13 protein-coding genes and 1 tRNA gene are annotated in these 18915 nt (G+C 70.0%); 4 read left to right on the forward strand and 10 right to left on the reverse strand.

The window, feature by feature from the left end:
- Nucleotides 1-27: 27 nt before the first annotated feature.
- The 8 genes from K340_RS32770 to K340_RS0123405 all read right to left on the reverse strand — a co-directional run bounded on the left by K340_RS32770 (nucleotide 28) and on the right by K340_RS0123405 (nucleotide 9962).
- Nucleotides 28-3300, reverse strand: a complete 3273-nt coding sequence (locus tag K340_RS32770) for an ATP-binding protein (RefSeq protein WP_037366200.1) — start codon at nucleotides 3298-3300, stop codon at nucleotides 28-30.
- A 203-nt stretch (nucleotides 3301-3503) separates the two neighbouring features.
- Nucleotides 3504-3956, reverse strand: a complete 453-nt coding sequence (locus K340_RS0123375) for a Rieske (2Fe-2S) protein (RefSeq protein ID WP_029138465.1) — start codon at nucleotides 3954-3956, stop codon at nucleotides 3504-3506.
- An 8-nt stretch (nucleotides 3957-3964) separates the two neighbouring features.
- Nucleotides 3965-4555, reverse strand: a complete 591-nt coding sequence (locus K340_RS0123380; protein WP_245599692.1) for a DUF6529 family protein — start codon at nucleotides 4553-4555, stop codon at nucleotides 3965-3967.
- A gap of 285 nt (nucleotides 4556-4840) precedes the next feature.
- Nucleotides 4841-5500 (reverse strand): response regulator transcription factor, encoded by a 660-nt coding sequence (locus K340_RS0123385; protein ID WP_029138467.1) that lies wholly within the window; start codon nucleotides 5498-5500, stop codon nucleotides 4841-4843.
- A 4-nt stretch (nucleotides 5501-5504) separates the two neighbouring features.
- Nucleotides 5505-6773 carry a sensor histidine kinase gene (locus tag K340_RS0123390; RefSeq protein WP_051267344.1) on the reverse strand — a complete coding sequence of 423 codons (1269 nt, stop codon included), beginning with the start codon at nucleotides 6771-6773 and terminating at the stop codon, nucleotides 5505-5507.
- On the reverse strand, nucleotides 6770-8986 hold the full coding sequence (locus K340_RS32775) for an MMPL family transporter (protein ID WP_051267347.1): 2217 nt from the start codon (nucleotides 8984-8986) through the stop codon (nucleotides 6770-6772). Before K340_RS32775 ends, K340_RS0123390 begins: the two co-directional genes overlap by 4 nt.
- Nucleotides 8987-9175: 189 nt before the next feature.
- Nucleotides 9176-9258: transfer RNA gene (locus K340_RS0123400), tRNA-Leu, on the reverse strand.
- Nucleotides 9259-9329: 71 nt separating this feature from the next.
- Nucleotides 9330-9962, reverse strand: a complete 633-nt coding sequence (locus tag K340_RS0123405) for a TetR/AcrR family transcriptional regulator (RefSeq protein ID WP_029138469.1) — start codon at nucleotides 9960-9962, stop codon at nucleotides 9330-9332.
- 153 nt (nucleotides 9963-10115) lie between these two features.
- On the opposite strand from K340_RS0123405, the gene K340_RS0123410 reads away from it, so the two are divergent.
- Entirely contained in the window at nucleotides 10116-11297 is a 1182-nt protein-coding gene (locus K340_RS0123410; RefSeq protein WP_051267349.1) for an epoxide hydrolase family protein, read from the forward strand.
- 63 nt (nucleotides 11298-11360) lie between these two features.
- Here K340_RS0123410 and K340_RS0123415 read toward each other — a convergent pair whose 3' ends face one another.
- A complete protein-coding gene (locus tag K340_RS0123415) occupies nucleotides 11361-12287 on the reverse strand; it encodes an NAD-dependent epimerase/dehydratase family protein (protein ID WP_029138471.1) in 927 nt (308 codons plus the stop codon).
- A 269-nt stretch (nucleotides 12288-12556) separates the two neighbouring features.
- On the opposite strand from K340_RS0123415, the gene K340_RS0123420 reads away from it, so the two are divergent.
- Complete coding sequence (locus K340_RS0123420; protein ID WP_029138472.1) at nucleotides 12557-13327, forward strand: TetR/AcrR family transcriptional regulator; 771 nt, start codon at nucleotides 12557-12559, stop codon at nucleotides 13325-13327.
- Here K340_RS0123420 and K340_RS0123425 read toward each other — a convergent pair.
- Nucleotides 13311-14444 (reverse strand): sialidase family protein, encoded by a 1134-nt coding sequence (locus K340_RS0123425; protein ID WP_029138473.1) that lies wholly within the window; start codon nucleotides 14442-14444, stop codon nucleotides 13311-13313. The genes K340_RS0123420 and K340_RS0123425 overlap by 17 nt on opposite strands.
- A gap of 113 nt (nucleotides 14445-14557) precedes the next feature.
- Between K340_RS0123425 and K340_RS0123430 the strand changes: the two genes are divergently transcribed.
- Nucleotides 14558-15523: a helix-turn-helix domain-containing protein gene (locus tag K340_RS0123430; protein ID WP_029138474.1), complete on the forward strand. Its 966-nt coding sequence runs from the start codon at nucleotides 14558-14560 to the stop codon at nucleotides 15521-15523.
- 205 nt (nucleotides 15524-15728) lie between these two features.
- Nucleotides 15729-18857: an FtsX-like permease family protein gene (locus K340_RS0123435; protein WP_029138475.1), complete on the forward strand. Its 3129-nt coding sequence runs from the start codon at nucleotides 15729-15731 to the stop codon at nucleotides 18855-18857.
- The last annotated feature ends 58 nt before the right edge of the window (nucleotides 18858-18915 follow it).

Here is an 18915-nt window from a genome sequence, read left to right on the forward strand (position 1 = left end):
CCACCTCAACGGGAAATCAACGCTGACTCAATCAGCGGTGCCGCGGGTCTGCCGGCGCAGGAGATCGAGCCGCCGACCGGCGATCACGCACCGCATCGGGTCGAAGATCGCTGCGGTGCTGTCGATCTCGCGGGCGGTGCGGCGCGGATCGTCCAGTTCGGCCGACAACTCGGCGACCATCAGCCGTAGCCACCCCGCGAATCGCCGCCAGGGCGCGACCGTTTCCGCCGCCTGCGAGTAGAGCTCGCGCGCCGCCCGGGTCTCGTCGGACAGCAGCGCGATGGCCGCCAGGGCAGTGAGACTCGCGCCGACGCCGACCGGGTCGCCGACGGAATCGAAGCCCGACAAGGATTTTCGCGCGTCCGCCAGACCCCGGGTGCGGTCGCCGCCGAGCGCATGCAGCAGGGCCAGGTTCAGCTCGGTCAGCAACAGCCCCCGACGATCTCCCAGCTCCAGGCGGAGCTCGCGTGCCTGGGACAGCGCCTCTTCGGCCGCCCGGTAGTCCCCGTCGTCGCGGTGCAGGCAGCCGACCTGATTCAGCACCTGAGCCCTGGCCAGGTCGTCTCCGAGGTCGGCAAAACGTCGCGCCGCCTCGCCGGCCACCACGATCGCCGACGGCAGATCGCCGGACATCCGGCGCGCGTCGCCGACGGCGGACAACGCGTATCCGATGGCCTGCGCGACCCCGACCCGGCGCCCTAACAACATGGTCTCTCCGACGTACGGGACAAGACGTCCGGAGATCGGGGCCAGCTGCAGACACGATGTGACCACCGGCAGAAACGGTCGCGCGGCACCGTCGGAGCACGCGAGCTCGTCCAGCGCGGACTCGAAGTGCCGCACCGCCAGTGCGCCGTCTTCACGGAACATCGCGCACTGGCCGAGCAGCCAGCTGCCGGCGGCGGCGTATTCGCTTCGACCGCCGTCGATCGCGGCCACCCGGAGGTCGGTGGCCAGCAGTTCGGCCTCGTCCAGATCGAAGGTGCTCCAGGCAAGTGTTGCCTCGATGATCCGGGCCATCATCACCTCGTCCGGGTCGCCGAGCTGCCGGACGATGGTCAACGCCTCGGCGCCCAGCCGACGGTGCCGGTCCGCCCGCCCCTGGCGGCTGTCCAATCCGGTGAGACCGATCAGCGCGGCCGCCCGGGCGCGGGTCGGCTCGGGCGCAGCCGCCAGCGCAGACTCCAGCCAACGGGCACCCTCGACCGCGTGACCGCGGACGAACCAGAACCGCCACAGACTTGCCGCCAGGCGCAGCGCCGTCACCGGGTCGTGGGCGCCGGCCCACCGCAACGCCGCGCGCAGGTTGTCGTGTTCCAGGTCGAGAACCTTCGGCTGTTCGATCACCAGCCCTTGGGCCCGCTCGGGGTTGTGCGCGACCGCGACGCCCAGAAAGAACCCGGCGTGGGCGGCCGCCAGGTCGCCGACCTCGCCGGCCCGTTCCAATTGCTCGCTGCCGAACTGCCGGACGGTCTCCAGCTGTCGATACCGGGTCCCGGAGCCGGCCCTTTCCGGTGTCACCAAAGACTTGTCCACCAGGGCCGTCAGCAGGTCGAGTACGTCGCCGCGGGCCAGCGCCGAGTCGGCGCACACGGTTTCCGCCGCCTCGAGGGTGAACCCGCCGGAGAACACCGAGAGCCTGCGTAGCAGGATTCGCTGCGGTCCGCTGAGCAGATCGTGACTCCACTCGAGCGCGCCGCGAAGCGTCTGTTGCCGGGTGATCCCGGCTGTCGGGTGGCCGCCCATCGACAGGACGTCGCCCAGCCGTGCCACGATCTCCGCCGGTTCCAGCGCGGCGGTCCTGGCCGCGGCGATCTCCAGGGCCAGCGGTATCCCGTCGAGTCGTCGACACAGCTCGAGCACGTCCCGCGCGTTGGCGGCGTCGAGCACGAAATCTGGCCGAACCTGGGTGGCCCGTTCGACGAACAGGCGCACGCTCGGCAGCCGGCCCAGCCGGACGAGATCTGTCGGGTCGGTGCCGGGCGGCGCCAGGGCCAACGACGGAACCCGGAGCGTGTACTCGCCGTGGGTGTGCAGCGGCTCCCGGCTGGTGGCCAGCACGTCAATGCGCCGCTCTCCGGCCAGCAGCGCCGCGACCAGCCGGGCGCAGCCGGCGAGCAGGTGCTCGCAGTTGTCCAGTACCAGCAGCAGACGCCGCGCCTGCAGCCGATCGGCCAGGGCACGTTCCCGGCTGGGCACCGCCAGACCCGGATCCAGCCCGAGTGCCGCCGCCACCGCGTCGGCCACCGACCGCGGGTCACGGACGGCCGCCAGGTCGACGAACCACACGCCGTCCGGGTAGCGCGATCGAGCCCTCCGGGCGGCCTCCACGGCCAACCGCGTCTTACCGCAGCCTCCGGTTCCGGTCAGCGTGAGCAGGCGAGCATGACCGATCAACCGCTCGACGTCGCCGAGCTCGCGCTCCCGGCCGACGAAGCTCGTCACCGCGGTCGGTAGCGAACCGACGGTGTCGTCCGGGCCGCCGGGAACGGCGGCCGCCGGCGGGCGTGCGTTGTCCTGGGCAGCCGTCAGCAGCTCGCGGAACAGGGCGGCCGTGCGCGGATCCGGGTCGGTTCCGAACTCCTCCAGCAGTCCCTCGGCCAGGTGCTCGTAACGGCTCAGGGCCTCCGACCGCCGGCCAAGGCCGGTCAACACTCCCATCACGGCCCGGACGGCACCCTCATGCAGCGGTTCGGAGTCGAGCATTTTGGTCAGCACCAGCAGCGCCTGCTCGGGGGCGTGCGGGCGCAGCGAGTCGGCCAGTTTCAGCAGGATTTCGCTCCGGGTCTGCTGCAAGGCGTGCCGCCGGGCCGTGAGCCATTCGGAATCGGGCCACTCGGGTAGCAGGTCCCCGGTGTACAGATCGGCCGCCGCCAGCAATCGCTCCTCGGTCGGGGCCGTCAACGCATCGCGGGCCGCGGCCTCGAACCTCAGCGCATCGACATCCACCGGTCCGCCGTCGTCCAGCATGACCTGATCGTCGCGGATCAGGATCAGGCCGGTGGCCGCGGCACCGGCGTCGGCGAGGGCGCGGCGGGCCACATACAACGTCTGGTGCAGGTTCTTCGCCGCCGCACCCGGCTCCAGATCGGGCCACAACCGATCAACGACCCGATCACGGTGGCAGCGCTGACCCGGTTCCAGCGCGATCATCGCCACCAGAGACTTCGCCTTCCGCAGGCGCCACCGCTCGGCCGGCATCGCCACCTCGCCGACGCTCACCGCGAACGATCCGAGCAACTGCAGGCCCCAACCTCGTCGCTGGTCGGACGCCGTCCCGACACCCAGGGCGGAAGCCATCACGTCGTCGATCCGGTGATCGACCGGCCGAGCTGCTGTGGGTCGGGGATCCGACGTCCGACGCGGATGGCCATGCTGCGTCTCATTTCTGGCGTCGCCCACTACTGCGGACGAACCGGGCGGTCAGGGCAGGGCGAGGAGCATGCCGATCGCGAAGCAGGCCGCGATCAGCCAGAACAGGGTTGCCAGGCGGCCGGCGACTCTCATCGGTGGTCCTCGGTCGATCGGCGGATGACGCCGCCGCTGACCATCACCTGAACGGCGGGCAGCGCAACGGTGGCCGGCCCCTGGGTCACCGCGCCGGTGACGGCGTCGAAGCGGCTGCCGTGGCAGGGACAGCGGATCGTGCCGGCGGCGACGTCGGTGACGGTGCAGCCCTGATGGGTGCAGATCGCCGAGAAGGCATGGACCTCGCCCGGGCTCGGCCGGGTCAACACCACCCCGGCCGGTTCCAGCACCAGACCCCCGCCCACCGGGACGTCATCGATCCGGGCCAGTGGCTCCGCGACCGCCGGATCCGGTCGGTAATGACTGTCCGGCAACGTGTTCGGGACACCCCAACGCGCCCACCTGGTCGCCGCGTAGCCCGCTCCCACGGCCAACACCGCGGTAGCGGTACCGGTCAGCGCGGAGCGGCGGGTCAGGAGTTCGGGCATGGATTCTCCTAGGTCAGCGGCAGGTCGGAGGCGAAGAACCAGGCCGCCGACGTCAGCCACACGACGACGAGCAGCGTGAAGACGGTGCCGCCCAGCACAGCGATCGCCCAACTCGGCAGGCTGCGACTTCGCAGGCCCACCATCTTGGCGGCGTACGCGCCGTAGAACACGCAGCCGGCAAGACCGTGCAGCAGTACCCGACCGGTGCCGGTGCCTGCGCCAAGGGCCCACAGGCACTGCAGGCCGACCGGAATGGTGAGCACGAAGGCAACCGACCCACTCCAGCGGTGCAGGGTGGCCACCCAGACCGGCGCCTTCGGCCGACCTGGCAGCCGACCCCACATCCACAACGCGGTGAGCAGCTGTACCAGCACCAGGACCAGCGCCGCGCTGCTCAGCCACACCTTCATCTGGATGGTCCCGGAGAAACCGAAGGTGGCCAGCGGCCGGCCGGTGGCGTGGTGGGCGCGGGCGTAGACACCGAGCGCGACAGCGACGACCGCGCCGGTGAGTAACACCGCGGCGGCGGCAAGCGGGCGGCCGGCCCGCGACGGTCGCGGTCCGGCGCTGCCGTCGATCACCCTGATCCGCGTCTGCACCTGCGGCCTCCCGTCGCTGGTGGCCGACAGGTATACCGGCCCACCCTGACGATGACCGTCGGCCGCACTGAGATATGGAGAGGATGTGGAGATTCCGGACTGGCACTGGGCTGGGGCGAGGTTCCCAGCACGTCGAGCCACCGCACTGGTCTTTTGCGATGGCTACTTAGCTGCAGAGCCGGGTGATGATCTCGGCGATGAGCAGGTCGAATCGCTCCGGGTCATCGAGCCCATGCTGCTCTTTGACGTTTGTCTCGCCCGCTGACGTACCGGCGGCGCCTGTTGCTATTGGTGAACGAGGCGGTGTTCGTAGGCGAAGATGACCAGCTGGGCGCGGTCACGGGCAAAGACCTTCATCATTGCCCGGTTGACGTGGGTCTTGACGGTGGCGGCACTGATGAAGAGCTTGTCGGCGATCTCACTGTTCGACAGCCCGGTGCCGACGAGGGTGACGATCTCCAGTTCGCGGGTGGTGAGATTGCCCGGAACCTGGGATGTGGTGGGAGCCGGGTGGTCCGGTTCGCTGACTGCTCGGCGAATGAGGGCGGTGGTGGCCGTTGCGGAGAGCAGGGCGTCGCCGGTGGCGACCGTGCGGATGGCGTTCAGTAGGTCGGCGGGTTGGACCCCCTTTCCGATGAATCCGGTGGCGCCGGCTCGCAGCGCCGCCATGATCAGCTCGTCGGTCTCGAAGGTGGTGAGCATCAGGATTCGTACCTCGGTGAGGTCGGGGTCGGACATGATCTGTGATGTGGCTTCGATGCCATCCATCTCGGGCATCCGGATGTCCATCACGATGACGTCGACTCCGTCGCGGGCACGGTCGACGGCTTCGCGGCCGTCGGCGGCCTCGGCGACGACCTGGATGTCGGGTGCTGAGTCCAACAGCAGCCGGAAGGTGGCGCGCAGCAGTGCCTGATCGTCGGCGAGCAGAACGCGGATGGTCATGGGGTCATCGTGCCCGGGCAGAGGTCGGATCGGTCGGGATGGTCGGCAGCGTCGCTTCGATCAGGAAGCCGCCGGTCGGATCTGGTCCGGCATGGATGGTGCCGCCGCAGGCCTGGGCGCGTTCTCGCATGCCGATCAACCCGCTTCCTGAACCGGGCACCGGATCCGAGGTCTCGGATCCCGCCGCCGCGGTGTTGTGGATCCGTAGGCGCAGTCGCTCCGGCGTCCAGGCCAGATCGAGATGCACAGCGGCGCCGGGGGCGTGTTTGAACGCGTTGGTCAGCGCCTCCTGCGCGATGCGGAACGCGGCCAGGTCTGTGCCGGACGCGAGCGGGACCGGTGTTCCGGTGACGGTCACCGTGATCGTTGGGTTGGCCGCGCGGAATCCTTCGACGAGTCGGTCGAGTTGATCGAGCCGGGGTACGGGCTCACGGGAGTCAGGGCCGTCGCTGTCCTGCCGGAGCAGACCGACGGTGGCCCTGAGCTCGTCCAGGGCTACCCGAGTGTGCCGGTTGATGTCCACGAGCGCCTCGACGGCCTTGTCCGGGTTGGTATCCAGCAGGTAGCCGGCGACTGCGGCCTGAGCGTCCACCAGGGTCAGGTGGTGGGCCAGGACGTCATGAAGGTCCCGGGCGATGCGGAGTCGTTCGGCGACCACCTGCCGCTGAGCCTCCTCGCGGTGTTCCTGTTCGCGACGGGTGATGGTGTCGCGTCGGGCGCCGACCACGACGCCGGTGCCGGTAGCGATGACGACAATGCTGAACACGATCATGTCGGTTGCCAGCAGCGACAACGGTTGGGCGATCACTCCCACGGCGAGCAGGACCGCGGCGGCGCTGACCCCGGCGATCCAGCCGAACAGGCGGGAACTGCGGGTGGCGAGCACGCACATCGCGACCATGCTGGCGATCGGGACCGGCTGGTACGCGCCCATCACGACGCCAGCGGTCGGATTCTCGATGGTGAACGGCATGACGATCAGGTGCAGGGCCTCGGCGGCGACGGCGCCGATCGCTGCAAGCCCGGGACTTCGGTGGCGGAACAGCAGGGGCAGCCAGGCGAGCAGGGTCAGCACCAGGAGGGTTGGACCGGGAATCTCCTGGTGGCCCTGCCGGAGGGTGGCGGTGATCAGCATCGACACCAGCACGATCCCGGAGATGAGCGGCCCGGCCCACCTGGTCCTTGGCTGGTACGGCACGATCTGACGCGCCAGCACGGCCCGGGCACGCTGGATGCGTGTCCGGGCCGATCCGACGGTGGGTGCTGAGGTCACACCCCTGTCCTACTCGACGCCGCGTCTGCCGCCGCGGACGCGCTGACCAGAACCTTCACCGATGTCTGCGATGTGGCACTGTCGGCGGGACCTTCCACCGACAACCGGGGGGTGATCCGGTCCGCCCACCGCGGATACCACCAGTTGCGCCGGCCCAGCAGGTTCATCAGGGCCGGAATCAGGGCGAGCCGGATGACGAAGGCGTCGAAGACCACGGCGATGGCCAGGCCGATGCCGATGGCGGAGATGATCCGTTCGCCGCTGAATCCGAATGATGCGAACACCGACAGCATGATCAGCGCGGCGGCGGCGATCACCTTGCTGGTCTCGGCCAGCCCGACCCGAACGGAGCGCTCGTTGTCCTTGGTGTGGGTCCATTCCTCATGGACCCGTGAGGCCAGGAACACCTGATAGTCCATCGACAGGCCGAACATCACCCCAACCAGAAGGGTAGGCACCAGATACATCACCGGCGCGCCGGAACCCACCCCGAGCACGCCGGAGCCCCAGCCGAACTGGAAGATCGCGGTGACCACTCCGAGCCCGACGGCGATGGTCGCCAGGTTACTCAGCGCCGCCACCAGCGGCACCACGATGCTGCGGAAGGCGATGGCCAGCAATAGGAAACCGAGTAGTGCGATGAGTGCAAGGTACAACGGGAGCTTGCTCGTCAACGCGTCGCCGAGGTCGATGCTGGTGGCCGCGGTGCCGCCGACATAGACCTGCAATGATGTTCCGGCCACGGCGGCCGGGATCACGTCTTCCCGCAAGGTTGACAGCAGATCCGCGGTCTCCTCGGTCTGGGCGCTGGTCGTCGGGGTGACGGTGGCCACAGAGATCTGCTGACCCGCGGCGACCGGTCCGGCGGTGACGGATGCGACGCCCGGTGTCGTGGTCATGCGGTCGGTGAGCGCCTTGAATGCCGCTGCTGAACCGGCATCCGGCGTCGTGGCGACCACCAGCAGTGGCGCGTCGATGCCGGCGCCGAAGCCGTCGGCCATCAGTACGGAGTAGCTGTGGGCGGGAGTGTCGACGGGGCTGCTGCTGGCGTCGGCGTCGCCGACCCGCATCGCCACCACCGGCGAAGCCAGGGCCACTATCAGCAGCAGGCCGGCGGCCGCGACTCGACGCGGCGCCCGCTGAACGAGACCGGCCCAGCGATAGGCAGGACCGGTCAGGGGCGTGGCCCGATCCTCAGGCGTGGTGTTGCCGCCGGCCAGTGCAGCACGCTGCTTCTTCGACAGCACCTTGTGGCCGAGCATGGCCAGCAGGGCGGGTAGCAGCGTCAGTGCCGCGGCTACGGTGAACAGCACGGTGACGGCGGCGGCCTGGGCCATGCCGGTGAGGATGCTGAGGTTCACCACGAACATTCCGAGCAACGCGACGATCACGGTCAGGCCGGCGAAGATCACCGCCCGCCCCGACGTGTTCAGCGAATGGGCGATCGCCTGGGGGCTCGGGACGCCGGCAGCGGCGGCTTTGCGAAACCGGTTGACGATGAATAGCGCGTAGTCGATACCGACGCCCAGCCCGATCAGTGCTCCCATGGTGAGACTGGTGGAGGCAACGTCGAGCACGTGCGATCCCAGCATCACCAGCAGCAGCGAGACAGCCACGCCGGCGACACCGGTGATGATCGGAAGAACAGCGGCCCACATCGAACGGAACATCAGCAACAGGATGGCCAGCGCTGCGAGCAGCCCGACGACCTCGGTGCCGTGGGAGGCGGCCGGGTCCACGGTGAAGGCGGCACCGCCAGTTTCCACCTGCAGATCGGGTCCGCGGATCTTGTCCGCCGCCTGCACGACTACACCGGTATCGGCGTCCCGGGCCATGGTGACTGTGGCGTAGGCGGTGTTCGTCGAGGAGTTCACCGCCGATTCGCCATCGAGATACGGGTTGACGACGTGAAACACGCCGGGAAGGTTCGAGACCTCCTGCAGCATCGCCGTGGTGGTTTGCCGGACCGCCGGGTCGGTCACCGAACCGCTGCTGTGCCAGACGATCTGACCTGTCTGCGAGGCTTGTTGCCCACCGGACTGTTCTGCCAGCAGGGTGTAGGCGGTGGATGATTCGCTGTCCGGCAGCGTCGTCGAATCGGTGAAGGACGTGCCGACAGCGACGAGCACGCCGGCCAACGCGACAATGGCCAGCACCCAGCCGCCAACGACCGCTTTGCGCCACTTCGCGGCCCATAGTGCGAGGGAATTCATCAGGAACCTTTCAACAGATCGAGGATCTAGCGACACTGTTGAGGATCTCTGGAGGGGGCCGTCGGGTCGTCAACCCAACGCGGTGAATCCACTACCGCGATTGCGGTATCGACGCCGGCCGGTCGTGGCGCCGACGGCAGCGGCCCCGCCGGAATCCGACGGGGCCGTTGACGTCTGTCTCAACCAGAGTGGGCGAGGGGGGAGTTGAACCCCCACGTCCTTTCGGACACACGGACCTGAACCGTGCGCGTCTGCCATTTCGCCACTCGCCCGAGCGACGGGACAAGATTATCACGCACGGCGGAGTGCCCTTGACGCCTCCGCCATCGGTGGCCCGCCCTACTCACCGACGCTGCCAGCGCCAGGCGAACTCGCCGTCCTTCGGCGGTGGGCCGGGCAGAGAGCCGCCGCCGACCGTCAGGCCGTCGATCAGCAGGGCCAGGTACCGGCGCCGCAGCTGACGGGTGCGCTCGGGGTCGGGATGACGGATCGCCGCGCAACACTCCTGGATCAGACCGACGTCGGCGACCACCACGCCCGCCCGCAAAAGGCCTGACTCCCTTGCCTTCTCAAGTAGTTCTGTCACCAGTTGACCCGCCCGGACGGCCTCGGCGGCCAGCTCATCTGTGGGGGTGAAGGTGCCGGCCAGCTGTGTCGTCAGCGAATGGACATCGGCCTCGATGACGTTCTGCAGGAAACGCACGAACGCGGTCCAGCCGGTTCCGGCGCCGTCATCCCCGTCGGCGACGAGCAACGCCGTTTCGGCCTCGGTGTTGTACCGACGCAATCCCTCCAGGCACAGCGTGCGCAGCAGGTCCTCCTTGCCGGGGTAACGCCGATACAACGCGCTGATCCCGACACCTGCCCGTTCGGCGACCGCGGAGACCGGGGCCTTCGGATCGGCCAGGAAGACCTCGCGCGCAGCATCGAGGATGACGCCGTCGTTGCGCGCCGCCTGCCGCTTGCGGCCGGGCATCGGGATGGATTCGTCATCTCCGTCGGGCGTCGTCGGGTCGTTGACCTGCGCCGTCGTCCGCTTCGCCATGAACCTGAGGATAGCAGTGGAATGGATCATTCCGTTCTGATACAGTGAAACGGAATCAACCATTCCGTTCCAGAGGAGAAAATCATGACGACCAACCAGAACGGCACCGGGACCACCACCACCGAGGCCGCCGCCGCGATCCGCCCGTTCCGGATCGACATCCCGCAGGCACAGCTCGACGACCTGGCCGACCGGCTCGGTCGGACGATCTGGCCGAACGAACTGTCCGGCGTCGGCGACAGCTACGGCGTTCCGGTCGGCCGGGTGCAGGCGTTGGCCACCTACTGGCGCGACGAGTTCGACTGGCGCGCGCTGGAGGCACGACTCAACCGCTACCCGCAGTTCGTCACCGAGATCGACGGCGAGGACATTCACTTCCTGCACGTCCGGTCGACCCGCGAGGACGCCACGCCGCTGGTGCTGACCCACGGTTGGCCCGGCACCATCCTGGAGTACCTGGACGTGATCGGACCGCTCACCGAACCGGAAGCCGCCGACCAACCTGCCTTCCACCTGGTGATCCCGTCGCTACCGGGATTCGGGTTCTCCGGGCCGACCCGCAGTACCGGGTGGAACCGCTACCGGACCGCGGCGGCCTGGGTCGAGCTGATGCACCGGCTCGGCTACCGGCGGTACGGCGCGGTCGGCAACGACGGCGGCTCGATGGTCTCTCCCGAGATCGGTCGGCTGGACCCGGAGAACGTCGTCGGAGTGCATGTGACGCAACTGTTCTCGTTCCCCAGTGGCGACCCGTCGGACTTCGCCGACCTGTCCGAGGCGGACCAGGCCGCGCTGGGCCACCTGCAGTGGTTCTACGAGAACAAGATGTCGTTCAACACGCTGCAGAGCCAGCAGCCGCAGACCCTGGCCTACGCGCTGGCCGACTCGCCGGTCGGCCTGCTGGGCTGGAACGCCCAGCTCTTCGGGGAGAGCCTCGACCCGGAATTCGTCATCGCCAACGTCGCGATCCACTGGCTGACGGGCACCGCCGGGTCGGCCATCCGCTTCTACTACGAGGACGCGCACACCGCCGATCAGCCGACCGGGCCGACGACGGTGCCGACCGGGCTGGCCATGTTCGCCGGCGACTTCCAGTCGATCCGTAAGTTCGCCGATCGCGACCACGGCAACATCGTCAGCTGGAATTCCTACGACGGCAACGCCTCCGGGGGCGGCGCCAACGATGCCGCCGGGCACTACGCGGCCCACGAGGCGCCCGCCGTGCTGGTCGGCGACATCCGGCAGTTCTACGCCCGGCTGAGCTGACCGCGTCCTGCCCGCCCCGACCGGCCCGCCCCGACCGGCCCGCCCCGCCCCGACCGCCCGGCCTCAGGCCGCGGCGGTCGCGGTGCGGGCGCAAACCTCGTCCCACGGCGTCGGCGCCAGGCCGAACTCCCGTTGCGCCGCAGTCGAATCCAGCACGTACGGGCGGGTGAACTGGTAGCTCATCTCCAGCAGCTCGCGGGTCAGTGGGTGCACCTTGGCGACCAGGGCCAACGCGCGCAACGGCATCGGCCGGACCGTGACGGCCGGCTTGCCGATCGCGCCGAGCACCTCGGTCAGGCCCTGTCGCTGGGTGCGTGGTGCGTTGGTCGGGGCATGCCAGACCCGGCCCCAGCTCTCCGGCCGGTCGGCGGCGGCGACCAGCGTGCGGCCCATGTCCTGCACATCGGTCCAGGAATGCGGCAGGTCGGGGGAGCCCATCACCCAGACCCCCTTGCCGGCGGCAGCGCGGGGCAGCAGGCGCGTCAGATGTCCGTTCTTCCCGACACCGACACCGACGTAGTCCGACCCACGGACCTCGACCGCGTGGATCCGGCCCGCCCGGTGCAGTTCGAAGGCAGCGGCCGTCATCCCAGCCCGCAGTCGGCCCTTGTGATCGGTGGCAGCGGCCGGCAGGTCCTCCGTCATCGGAACGTCAACCGGGCCGTACGGGTACAGCGACCCGGCGGTCACCAGGGTGGCGCCGGTGCGTTCCGCGGCGACCATCAGCGCCGCGGACATCGGCGGCCACACCCGATCCCACTGGGTGTAGTCGCCCGGGTTGGCGCAGTTGTAGAGCGAGGTCGCGCCGGTGGTCACTTCGGTCAGTGCGGCGGCGTCCGAGGCGTCCACCGCGACCCGGCTGACGCCCTTCAGGTCGGCGCCACGGCCGGACCGGGACACCAGCACCACCTCGGAACCGCGGGCGCTGAGGACCTTCGCCGTCTCGGTGCCGACCGGCCCGGCCCCGACGATGACGTGACGATCGGACATGTGCACTCCCTGCTCGAATACGAGAGCGGCGCTCTCTGTTGTCTCGAGTGTGGCACTTCCGGCGGACACATGCAAGAGCAGTGCTCACAAAAGAGAGCTGCGCTGCCGCCGCCGAGGTTGCCGGTCAACTGGACGACCTGGCGGGCGGTCGTCGATGCCTGCGGGAGGGACTCTGCGGCGGTACCACTCTGCCCCGGTGAGCGGGGCAGAGTGGTAGCGCCGGACAGCACCCCATGAGGGCCGGCCCTCGTACGTTGTACGGTTCAGGAGTGTCGAGGAAATCCACGGGTATCGGCGACCCGGCCGGCCTGATCGCGCACCTGTGGATGCCGCCGACGAGCAACGCCGGCCGTACCGGGTTGACGGTCGCCAAGGTCACCGCGGCCGCGGTCGAACTGGCCGACGCCGAGGGGCTGGAAGCCCTCACCATGCGCCGGATCGCCGACACCCTCGGCGTCGGAACGATGTCGCTGTACGGGCACGTGATCGGCAAACCCCAGCTGGTCGAGCTGATGTGCGACCTGGTGGCCGGCCGGCTCTACTCGGGCAGCGACCTGCCCGGCAGCGCCGCGACCTGGCAGGCCGGGGTCCGGCAGATCGCCGACCGCAACTGGGAGCACCTGATCAGCCACCGCTGGCTCGCCGAACTGGCGCCGGGCCGCCCGGTGCCCGGCCCGGGGGCCACCGGCAAGTACGAGATCGAGTTGGCGCCGCTGGACGGCATCGGACTCACCGACGTGCAGATGGATCTGACGCTGGGCAATCTGCTGGGGCTGGTCGAATCGGCCGCCCGGTGGCAGATCGGGCTGGACCGGCTGCGCGCCGCTTCCGGTGTCGGCGACGCCGACTGGTGGGAGCAGGTCGGCCCACTGCTCGCGACAGCCATGTCCGGACACCACTTCCCGCTGGCCGGCCGGGTCGGCGCGGCGGCCGGCGAGCACTACCAGGCGTCCGGAAACCCGCTGGAACAACTGCGCTTCGGCGTCGACCGGCTGATCGATGGCATCGCCGAGCTCATCGGCACTATCGGACCTCGCTGAGCCCCAGGTACAGCACCCGCGGGTCGGCTGGGTTGAAAACGATCGAGTCGATGCCGTCATACGTGTTGTGGGTGAAGGACAATCGCTGATTGCGGCCGTTCATGGAGGTGTCGAAACGATAGAGATTCGTGCCGGTGCCCGCGTACCAGGTGCCGTAGACGAAGTACAGCACATCCCGGTCGGTGGGGCTCGGATACAGGTCGGTGCCGTTGATCAGGGTTGCGTCGAGCCCGTCGAGCATTCCGGTGAAGCTGCGGCCACCGTCCGTCGACCGGTAGATCCGGCGGACCGCGTTGCCCTGGCCGGCGCGGTCGGAGTCGTAGCCCTCGGCCCAGACCAGGGACGAGTCGAGCGGCGAGATCGCGGTACTGAACAGGTTGACGGACTTGCCGTTGAGTCCCTCCGTCAGCCCCGTCGGTTGCTGCCAGCTGATCCCACCGTCGAAGGTGACCCAGGAAACCGAGCTGCAGCCCAGCACCACGTGGTCAAGGTCCAGCGGGTCGATCGCCGCTGAGTAGGCCCACGGCGACCCGGCCGGCGCGTTGCCCACCGTGCGCCAGGTCTGTGCGCCGTCGAAGGAGTCGTGCAGCCGACCGTCCTTGTCGACGGCCCGGACGTGCGAGGCATTCTGTGGATCGACCACCAGGCCGACCACGCCGTCGCCGGCGATCGGTGCCGACCCATCGGTGACCCGGTCGCCGTGCACCACGAACATCGGCTGATCGTTGATGCCGTACACGTAGGCCACCCCGGCCGGTCCGGCGGCCACATCGTAGGCGTCCAGGTTCTGCTCGAGCTTGGCGATCTCCTGCCAGCTGCAGCCGGCATCGGTGGAGCGCTGGATCATCCCCTTGGAGAACCCGATCAGGGTGTTCGGCTCGCTGAGCGCGGTCAGGTGGGTATAGGCGACCGGCGTCAGCTTCCCGGCCGTCGGTGCGATGGTCGCGCCGTCGTCGGTGGTGAAGCTCAGTGCGCCGTCCGCGCCGGTAACGGTTGCGCAGTCCGGGGTTCCCCAGTGTGGTGCGGCAACCGGCCCGGAGTGGCCCGAGCCGACGCCGGTCACGATGGTGGCCAGCAGAACACCGGTGAACAGGGCGGCAGGCAGCGGGGACGGCATCTGCTCATGAAACCGGGCTGCGCCGCGCAGCGGAAGGGACTTACGCTGGCCACTCCTGGCCATGGCAAGGATCCGCCACCCGGCGATCTGCCGGTCCGGTGGAAGGGACCCGCGTGCTGCAGAACATCGGGCTGACGTCGACCGACGAGCAGGTCTATCTGTCGCTGCTGGAGCATCCGCAGCGCTCGGCGGCCGACATCGCTCACCGGATCGGCAAGAGCGCGCAGACCGTCCGTTCGGCGGTGGACAGGCTGGAGGAGCTGGGCTTCGTCAGCCGGGCGGTCGCCGGCGGCACGCTGACTGCGGCCCGGCCCGACCTCGCGGTGAACGCGTTGGTGATGCGCCGCACCGAGGAACTCGCTGCGGCGCAACAGCATGCGCAGCGACTGGCCGAACAGTTCCCGGAGGAGCTGCGAGCCAGTCCCGGCGAGTTGGTCGGCATCGTCATCGGAAAGGCGGCCGTCGAGGCGCAGTTCGTGCAGCTGATGCATGGCGCCCGCGAAGAACTGCTGGTGCTCGACCGGCCGCCGTACGCCCAGGAGGTGGCGGCCTCCAATGTCGCGGAGAGCGACCTGCTCGGTCAGGGCGCCCAGGTCCGTGGCATCTATGCGCCGGAGGCCTTCGAGCTGCCAGGGGCGTTCGAGCAGGCGCTGATCGCCATCGAGCAGGGCGAGCAGGCACGGGTGCATGCGGAGGTGCCGATGAAGCTGGCGATCGGCGACCGGCAGGTGGCACTGCTGCCGCTGACCCGCAGCGGGGTGGTCGATTCCGCGCTCACCGTGCGGGCTCCGATGGTGGTGGCCGCGCTGGTGCAACTGTTCGAGATGATGTGGCAGCAGGCGTGTCCGCTGCCGGACTGGACGCCGGGGACGTCCCCGTCCATCGGCGAGGAGATCGACGAACGGCTGTTGGCCCTGCTGGCGACCGGGATGAAGGACGAGTCGATCGCCCGTGAGCTGGGCATCAGTGTCCGCACCCTCGGCCGGCGGACCGCCGATCTGCTGGCGAACCTGGGCGCCCGCAACAGGTTCCAGGCCGGCATGCAGGCGGTGCGGCGCCGCCCCGAATGGCTCGGATGAGCATCGTGCCGGGTCGGCCGCGGTGCTGAGCGGTCTGCCTGCCCGGGTGCTGACCTGCATCCTCCAGCTGGTCGATCGGCTGGCGCCGGCCGCCCGATGACAGATTGCCGGAACAGCCGCGACACAGCTCTCGCCCTCGTTCCATTAGGAAGACAACAAGCGCGGCAGGCGAGCGGAGGACGCACCGGTGCGATCGGGTGGGTGGATGGTGCGCCGGAGCGGCGTCCGGGTCCGTCTGCTGGTGGCGATCACCGCACTCACCTTCACCGTCACCTTGCTGCTGACCGCGATCATCGGGATGTCCCAGCGGGATGCCGCCGACGGCGTCCGCGGCTACCTGGCCGAGGTCGACGACACCGCAAGGGTGAGTGTGCTGTCCACCAGCCTGGCCGCGGATCCGGCCGCGCAGTCGGCGGAGTTCAGCACGCTGGTCGGCACGGCCTTCGGTGACCTGCCGGTGCAGCAGCTGCGTCGGGTGGTGTCCGCCCCCTACACCGTGCCAGGCGCGGACGGCCGATCGCTGCGACTGGGCAGCTACGACGGGTTCACCGAGCATGCCAGGATCACCGCGGGCAACTGGCCGGCCACCACCGGCAGCGGTCCGCAGGCGGTGGCCGTGTCGTCGGCCGTGGCCACCGAATGGGGGCTGACGGCCGGCGCCACCATCGAAGCCACACCGCCATCGGGGACGGCCCGCACCCTGCGGGTCGCGGCGATCTTCGAACCCGACGGCAGCACGTTCTGGAGCGCGAACAGCACTCTGGTGTCCGGGAGTGCCGTTGCCGACTACAGCCCGGTGCTGATGGTCGACCCGGCCGCGCTGACTGCCGGCGGCTCGACCCCGTCGGTGAGCTGGACGCTGCAGCCCGAGGTGGAGCGGATCCGACCCGACCAGGTCGCGCCGATGAGCGCGGCCGCTGTCCGGCTGCCCGAACTGGTCCGGGCGGACCAGGCGGTCAACGTCAACGGGGTGCTGACCGGCGGCGGCCTGATCACCACCCTCGGGGTGCTCCAGGGCAGCCTGGATGCCGCAGTGGTCGCGCAACCGCTGCCGATCATGCTGGTGATCGCCTTCGGCCTGGTGATGATCAGTCAGATCGGCCGGCTGGTGACCAGCGATCGGCGCAGCGAGACGGCCCTGCTCGTCTCCCGCGGGCTGTCGGCCGGCCGGGCGTCGTGGTGGGCGGGCCTGGAAGCCGCGCTCTTCGCGTCCGTCGGTGCGGTCCTCGGGCTCGCCGCCGCCACCCTGGTCGCCCAGGTGCCGTCTGCTGGCTGGTGGATCGCGACCGGCACGGTTCTGGCCGCGGTGCTGGCCTGCGCCCTGCCGGCCTGGCGGGACGGCGCGGCCCGGCTGACCCGGGACCGGCTGGACGATTCCGGCCGCGGCCGGATCGCGGTGGCCGGCGGGGTGCTGGTGCTGCTGGCCGCCGCCGCGGCCTTCGCGGTGTGGCGGTTCCGCCGGTCGGGCGCCGATGCGGTGACGGATGTCGACGGCCGTCGGGTGCTGGACCCGGCGGTGCTGTTCGCGCCGCCGGTGACGCTGGTCGCGTTCGCGGCCGTCGGCGTGGTGCTGTTCGGACTGCTGACCACGCTCGCCGAACGCGGCGTCGCCGGCGCCAGCACCGCGCTGACGGCGGTGTTGCCGGCCCGGCAGGTGGCCAGGCGTCGCACCGTGTTCGGTGCGGCGGTGATGCTGATTGCGCTGGCCGTCGGCGGTGCCACCGTGGCGGCCGGTTACGCCAGCACCACCGCCGAGCATCAACGGGTGACCGAACAACTGGCCAACGGTTCCGATGTCCGGGTGGTGACCACCGGGTCGTCGCTGTCGTCCTTTGCTGCCTTCTCCGACCCCGCTGCCCGGTACGCGGCGCTGCCGGGCGTCACCGCCGTGGCTCCGGTACTGCGGGCGGCCGGAACCGCGGGCGACACCCCGGTCACGCTGATCGGGATCAACCCGCCGGCACTCCCGGCGCTGACCAGGCCGGCGCCGTCCTACGACCCGGACGCCATGGCTGAGCTGTTGCGCCCCACCGGATCCGGTGCGGACGCCGAGGTCGTCCCGGGATCGGTGGTGTTGCCGGACGGCACCGGCGGTCTGACGGTGCGGATCCGGCTGAGCGCCTCGGGTGGGCTGCTGGACGACACGGCGAGCGTGCCGGTCGGCGTCTGGCTACTGACCCCCGATGGTGCGCTGGCCCCGGCCTCGCTGGGCGCGGGGACGGTGAAGCTGGAGGGCGACAGCCGGTTCGAGCTGACGGCCGACCTGCCGGGGCTGCGGGCCGGAACCCGGCTGCTGGCCGTCGATCTGCAGCTCAGCGGGGCGAACGAGCCGATCAGCTACTCGGCCGAGGTGACCGTGCTGGCTCGGACCGGTCCGACCACCGCGCCGATCGAACGGACCGGCTGGACCGTGCAGCCGACGGTGGCCGGCCAGGGTGCGCCGCAGCAGTTCACCGGCTCGTCGACGGATGCGACCACCGGCCTCAACTTTCACGGCCGCAAAGAATCGTCGAACGCCGAGCCGCAGCCGACCACCGTCCGGCTGATGCCCGCTGCACCGGCGGCTGGCGGGGTGCCGGTGGTGGTCGATGCGTCGATGGCGCAGGCCCTCGGGCTGCGGGTCGGGGACCGGATCACGGTGTCGCTGCCAGGTCTGCCGCTGCGCGCCGAGGTCGCCGGCATTGCCGAACGCATCCCCGGATTCGCCGGCCCCGACCTGATGCTCGCCGACCTGCCCGCGCTGCAGACCGAGATGTTGCGGTCGGCGGTGGTGCTGCCGGGTACCAACGAGACCTGGCTGGCCACCGGGGATCCGGTCCAGACCGCGGCGGCGGCCCGGGCGCTGACCGGCCCGACCGCGATCGTCACCGGAGTCGGTTCCGGGTCGGTCGACGTGCTGCTTCGCCCGGCAGTGCGGGCGCTGTGGTGGGGAACCGGCGGCGCGTTGCTGCTGGCCGCGGTCGGCATGCTGCTGGTGATGGCCACCCTGGCCCGCAGCCGGCGAGCCGAACTCACGGTACTCAGGGCCATGGGCGTGCCGTCGGTGGTGCAGGCCCGGATGCGTCGTCGCGAACTGCTGGCGACCGCCTTGCCGGCCTGGATCTTCGGCCTGGCAGCGGGTTTCGGCACCGCGCTGCTGATCGTTCCCGGGCTCGCCAGGCAGGCGGTGGTGGCCGGATCGTCTCAGGAGAATCCGCCGCTGCTGATGGCATGGCAGACCTGGGGTCTGCTGCTGGGGGTGCACGTGCTGCTGGTGCTGCTGGCCATCGGCTGGCACTCGGTTGCGGTTCGTCGACAGGCGCACGCCGCCGATCCCCGGGAGGTGACGGCGTGAGCGAGCCTGCGTGGACCCGCGCGGACCGTTGCGCAGCAACGGAACGCGGGGACGATTC

Origin of the sequence: Nakamurella lactea DSM 19367, from assembly GCF_000426645.1 — a bacterium.
Classification (GTDB): Bacteria; Actinomycetota; Actinomycetes; order Mycobacteriales; family Nakamurellaceae; genus Nakamurella; species Nakamurella lactea.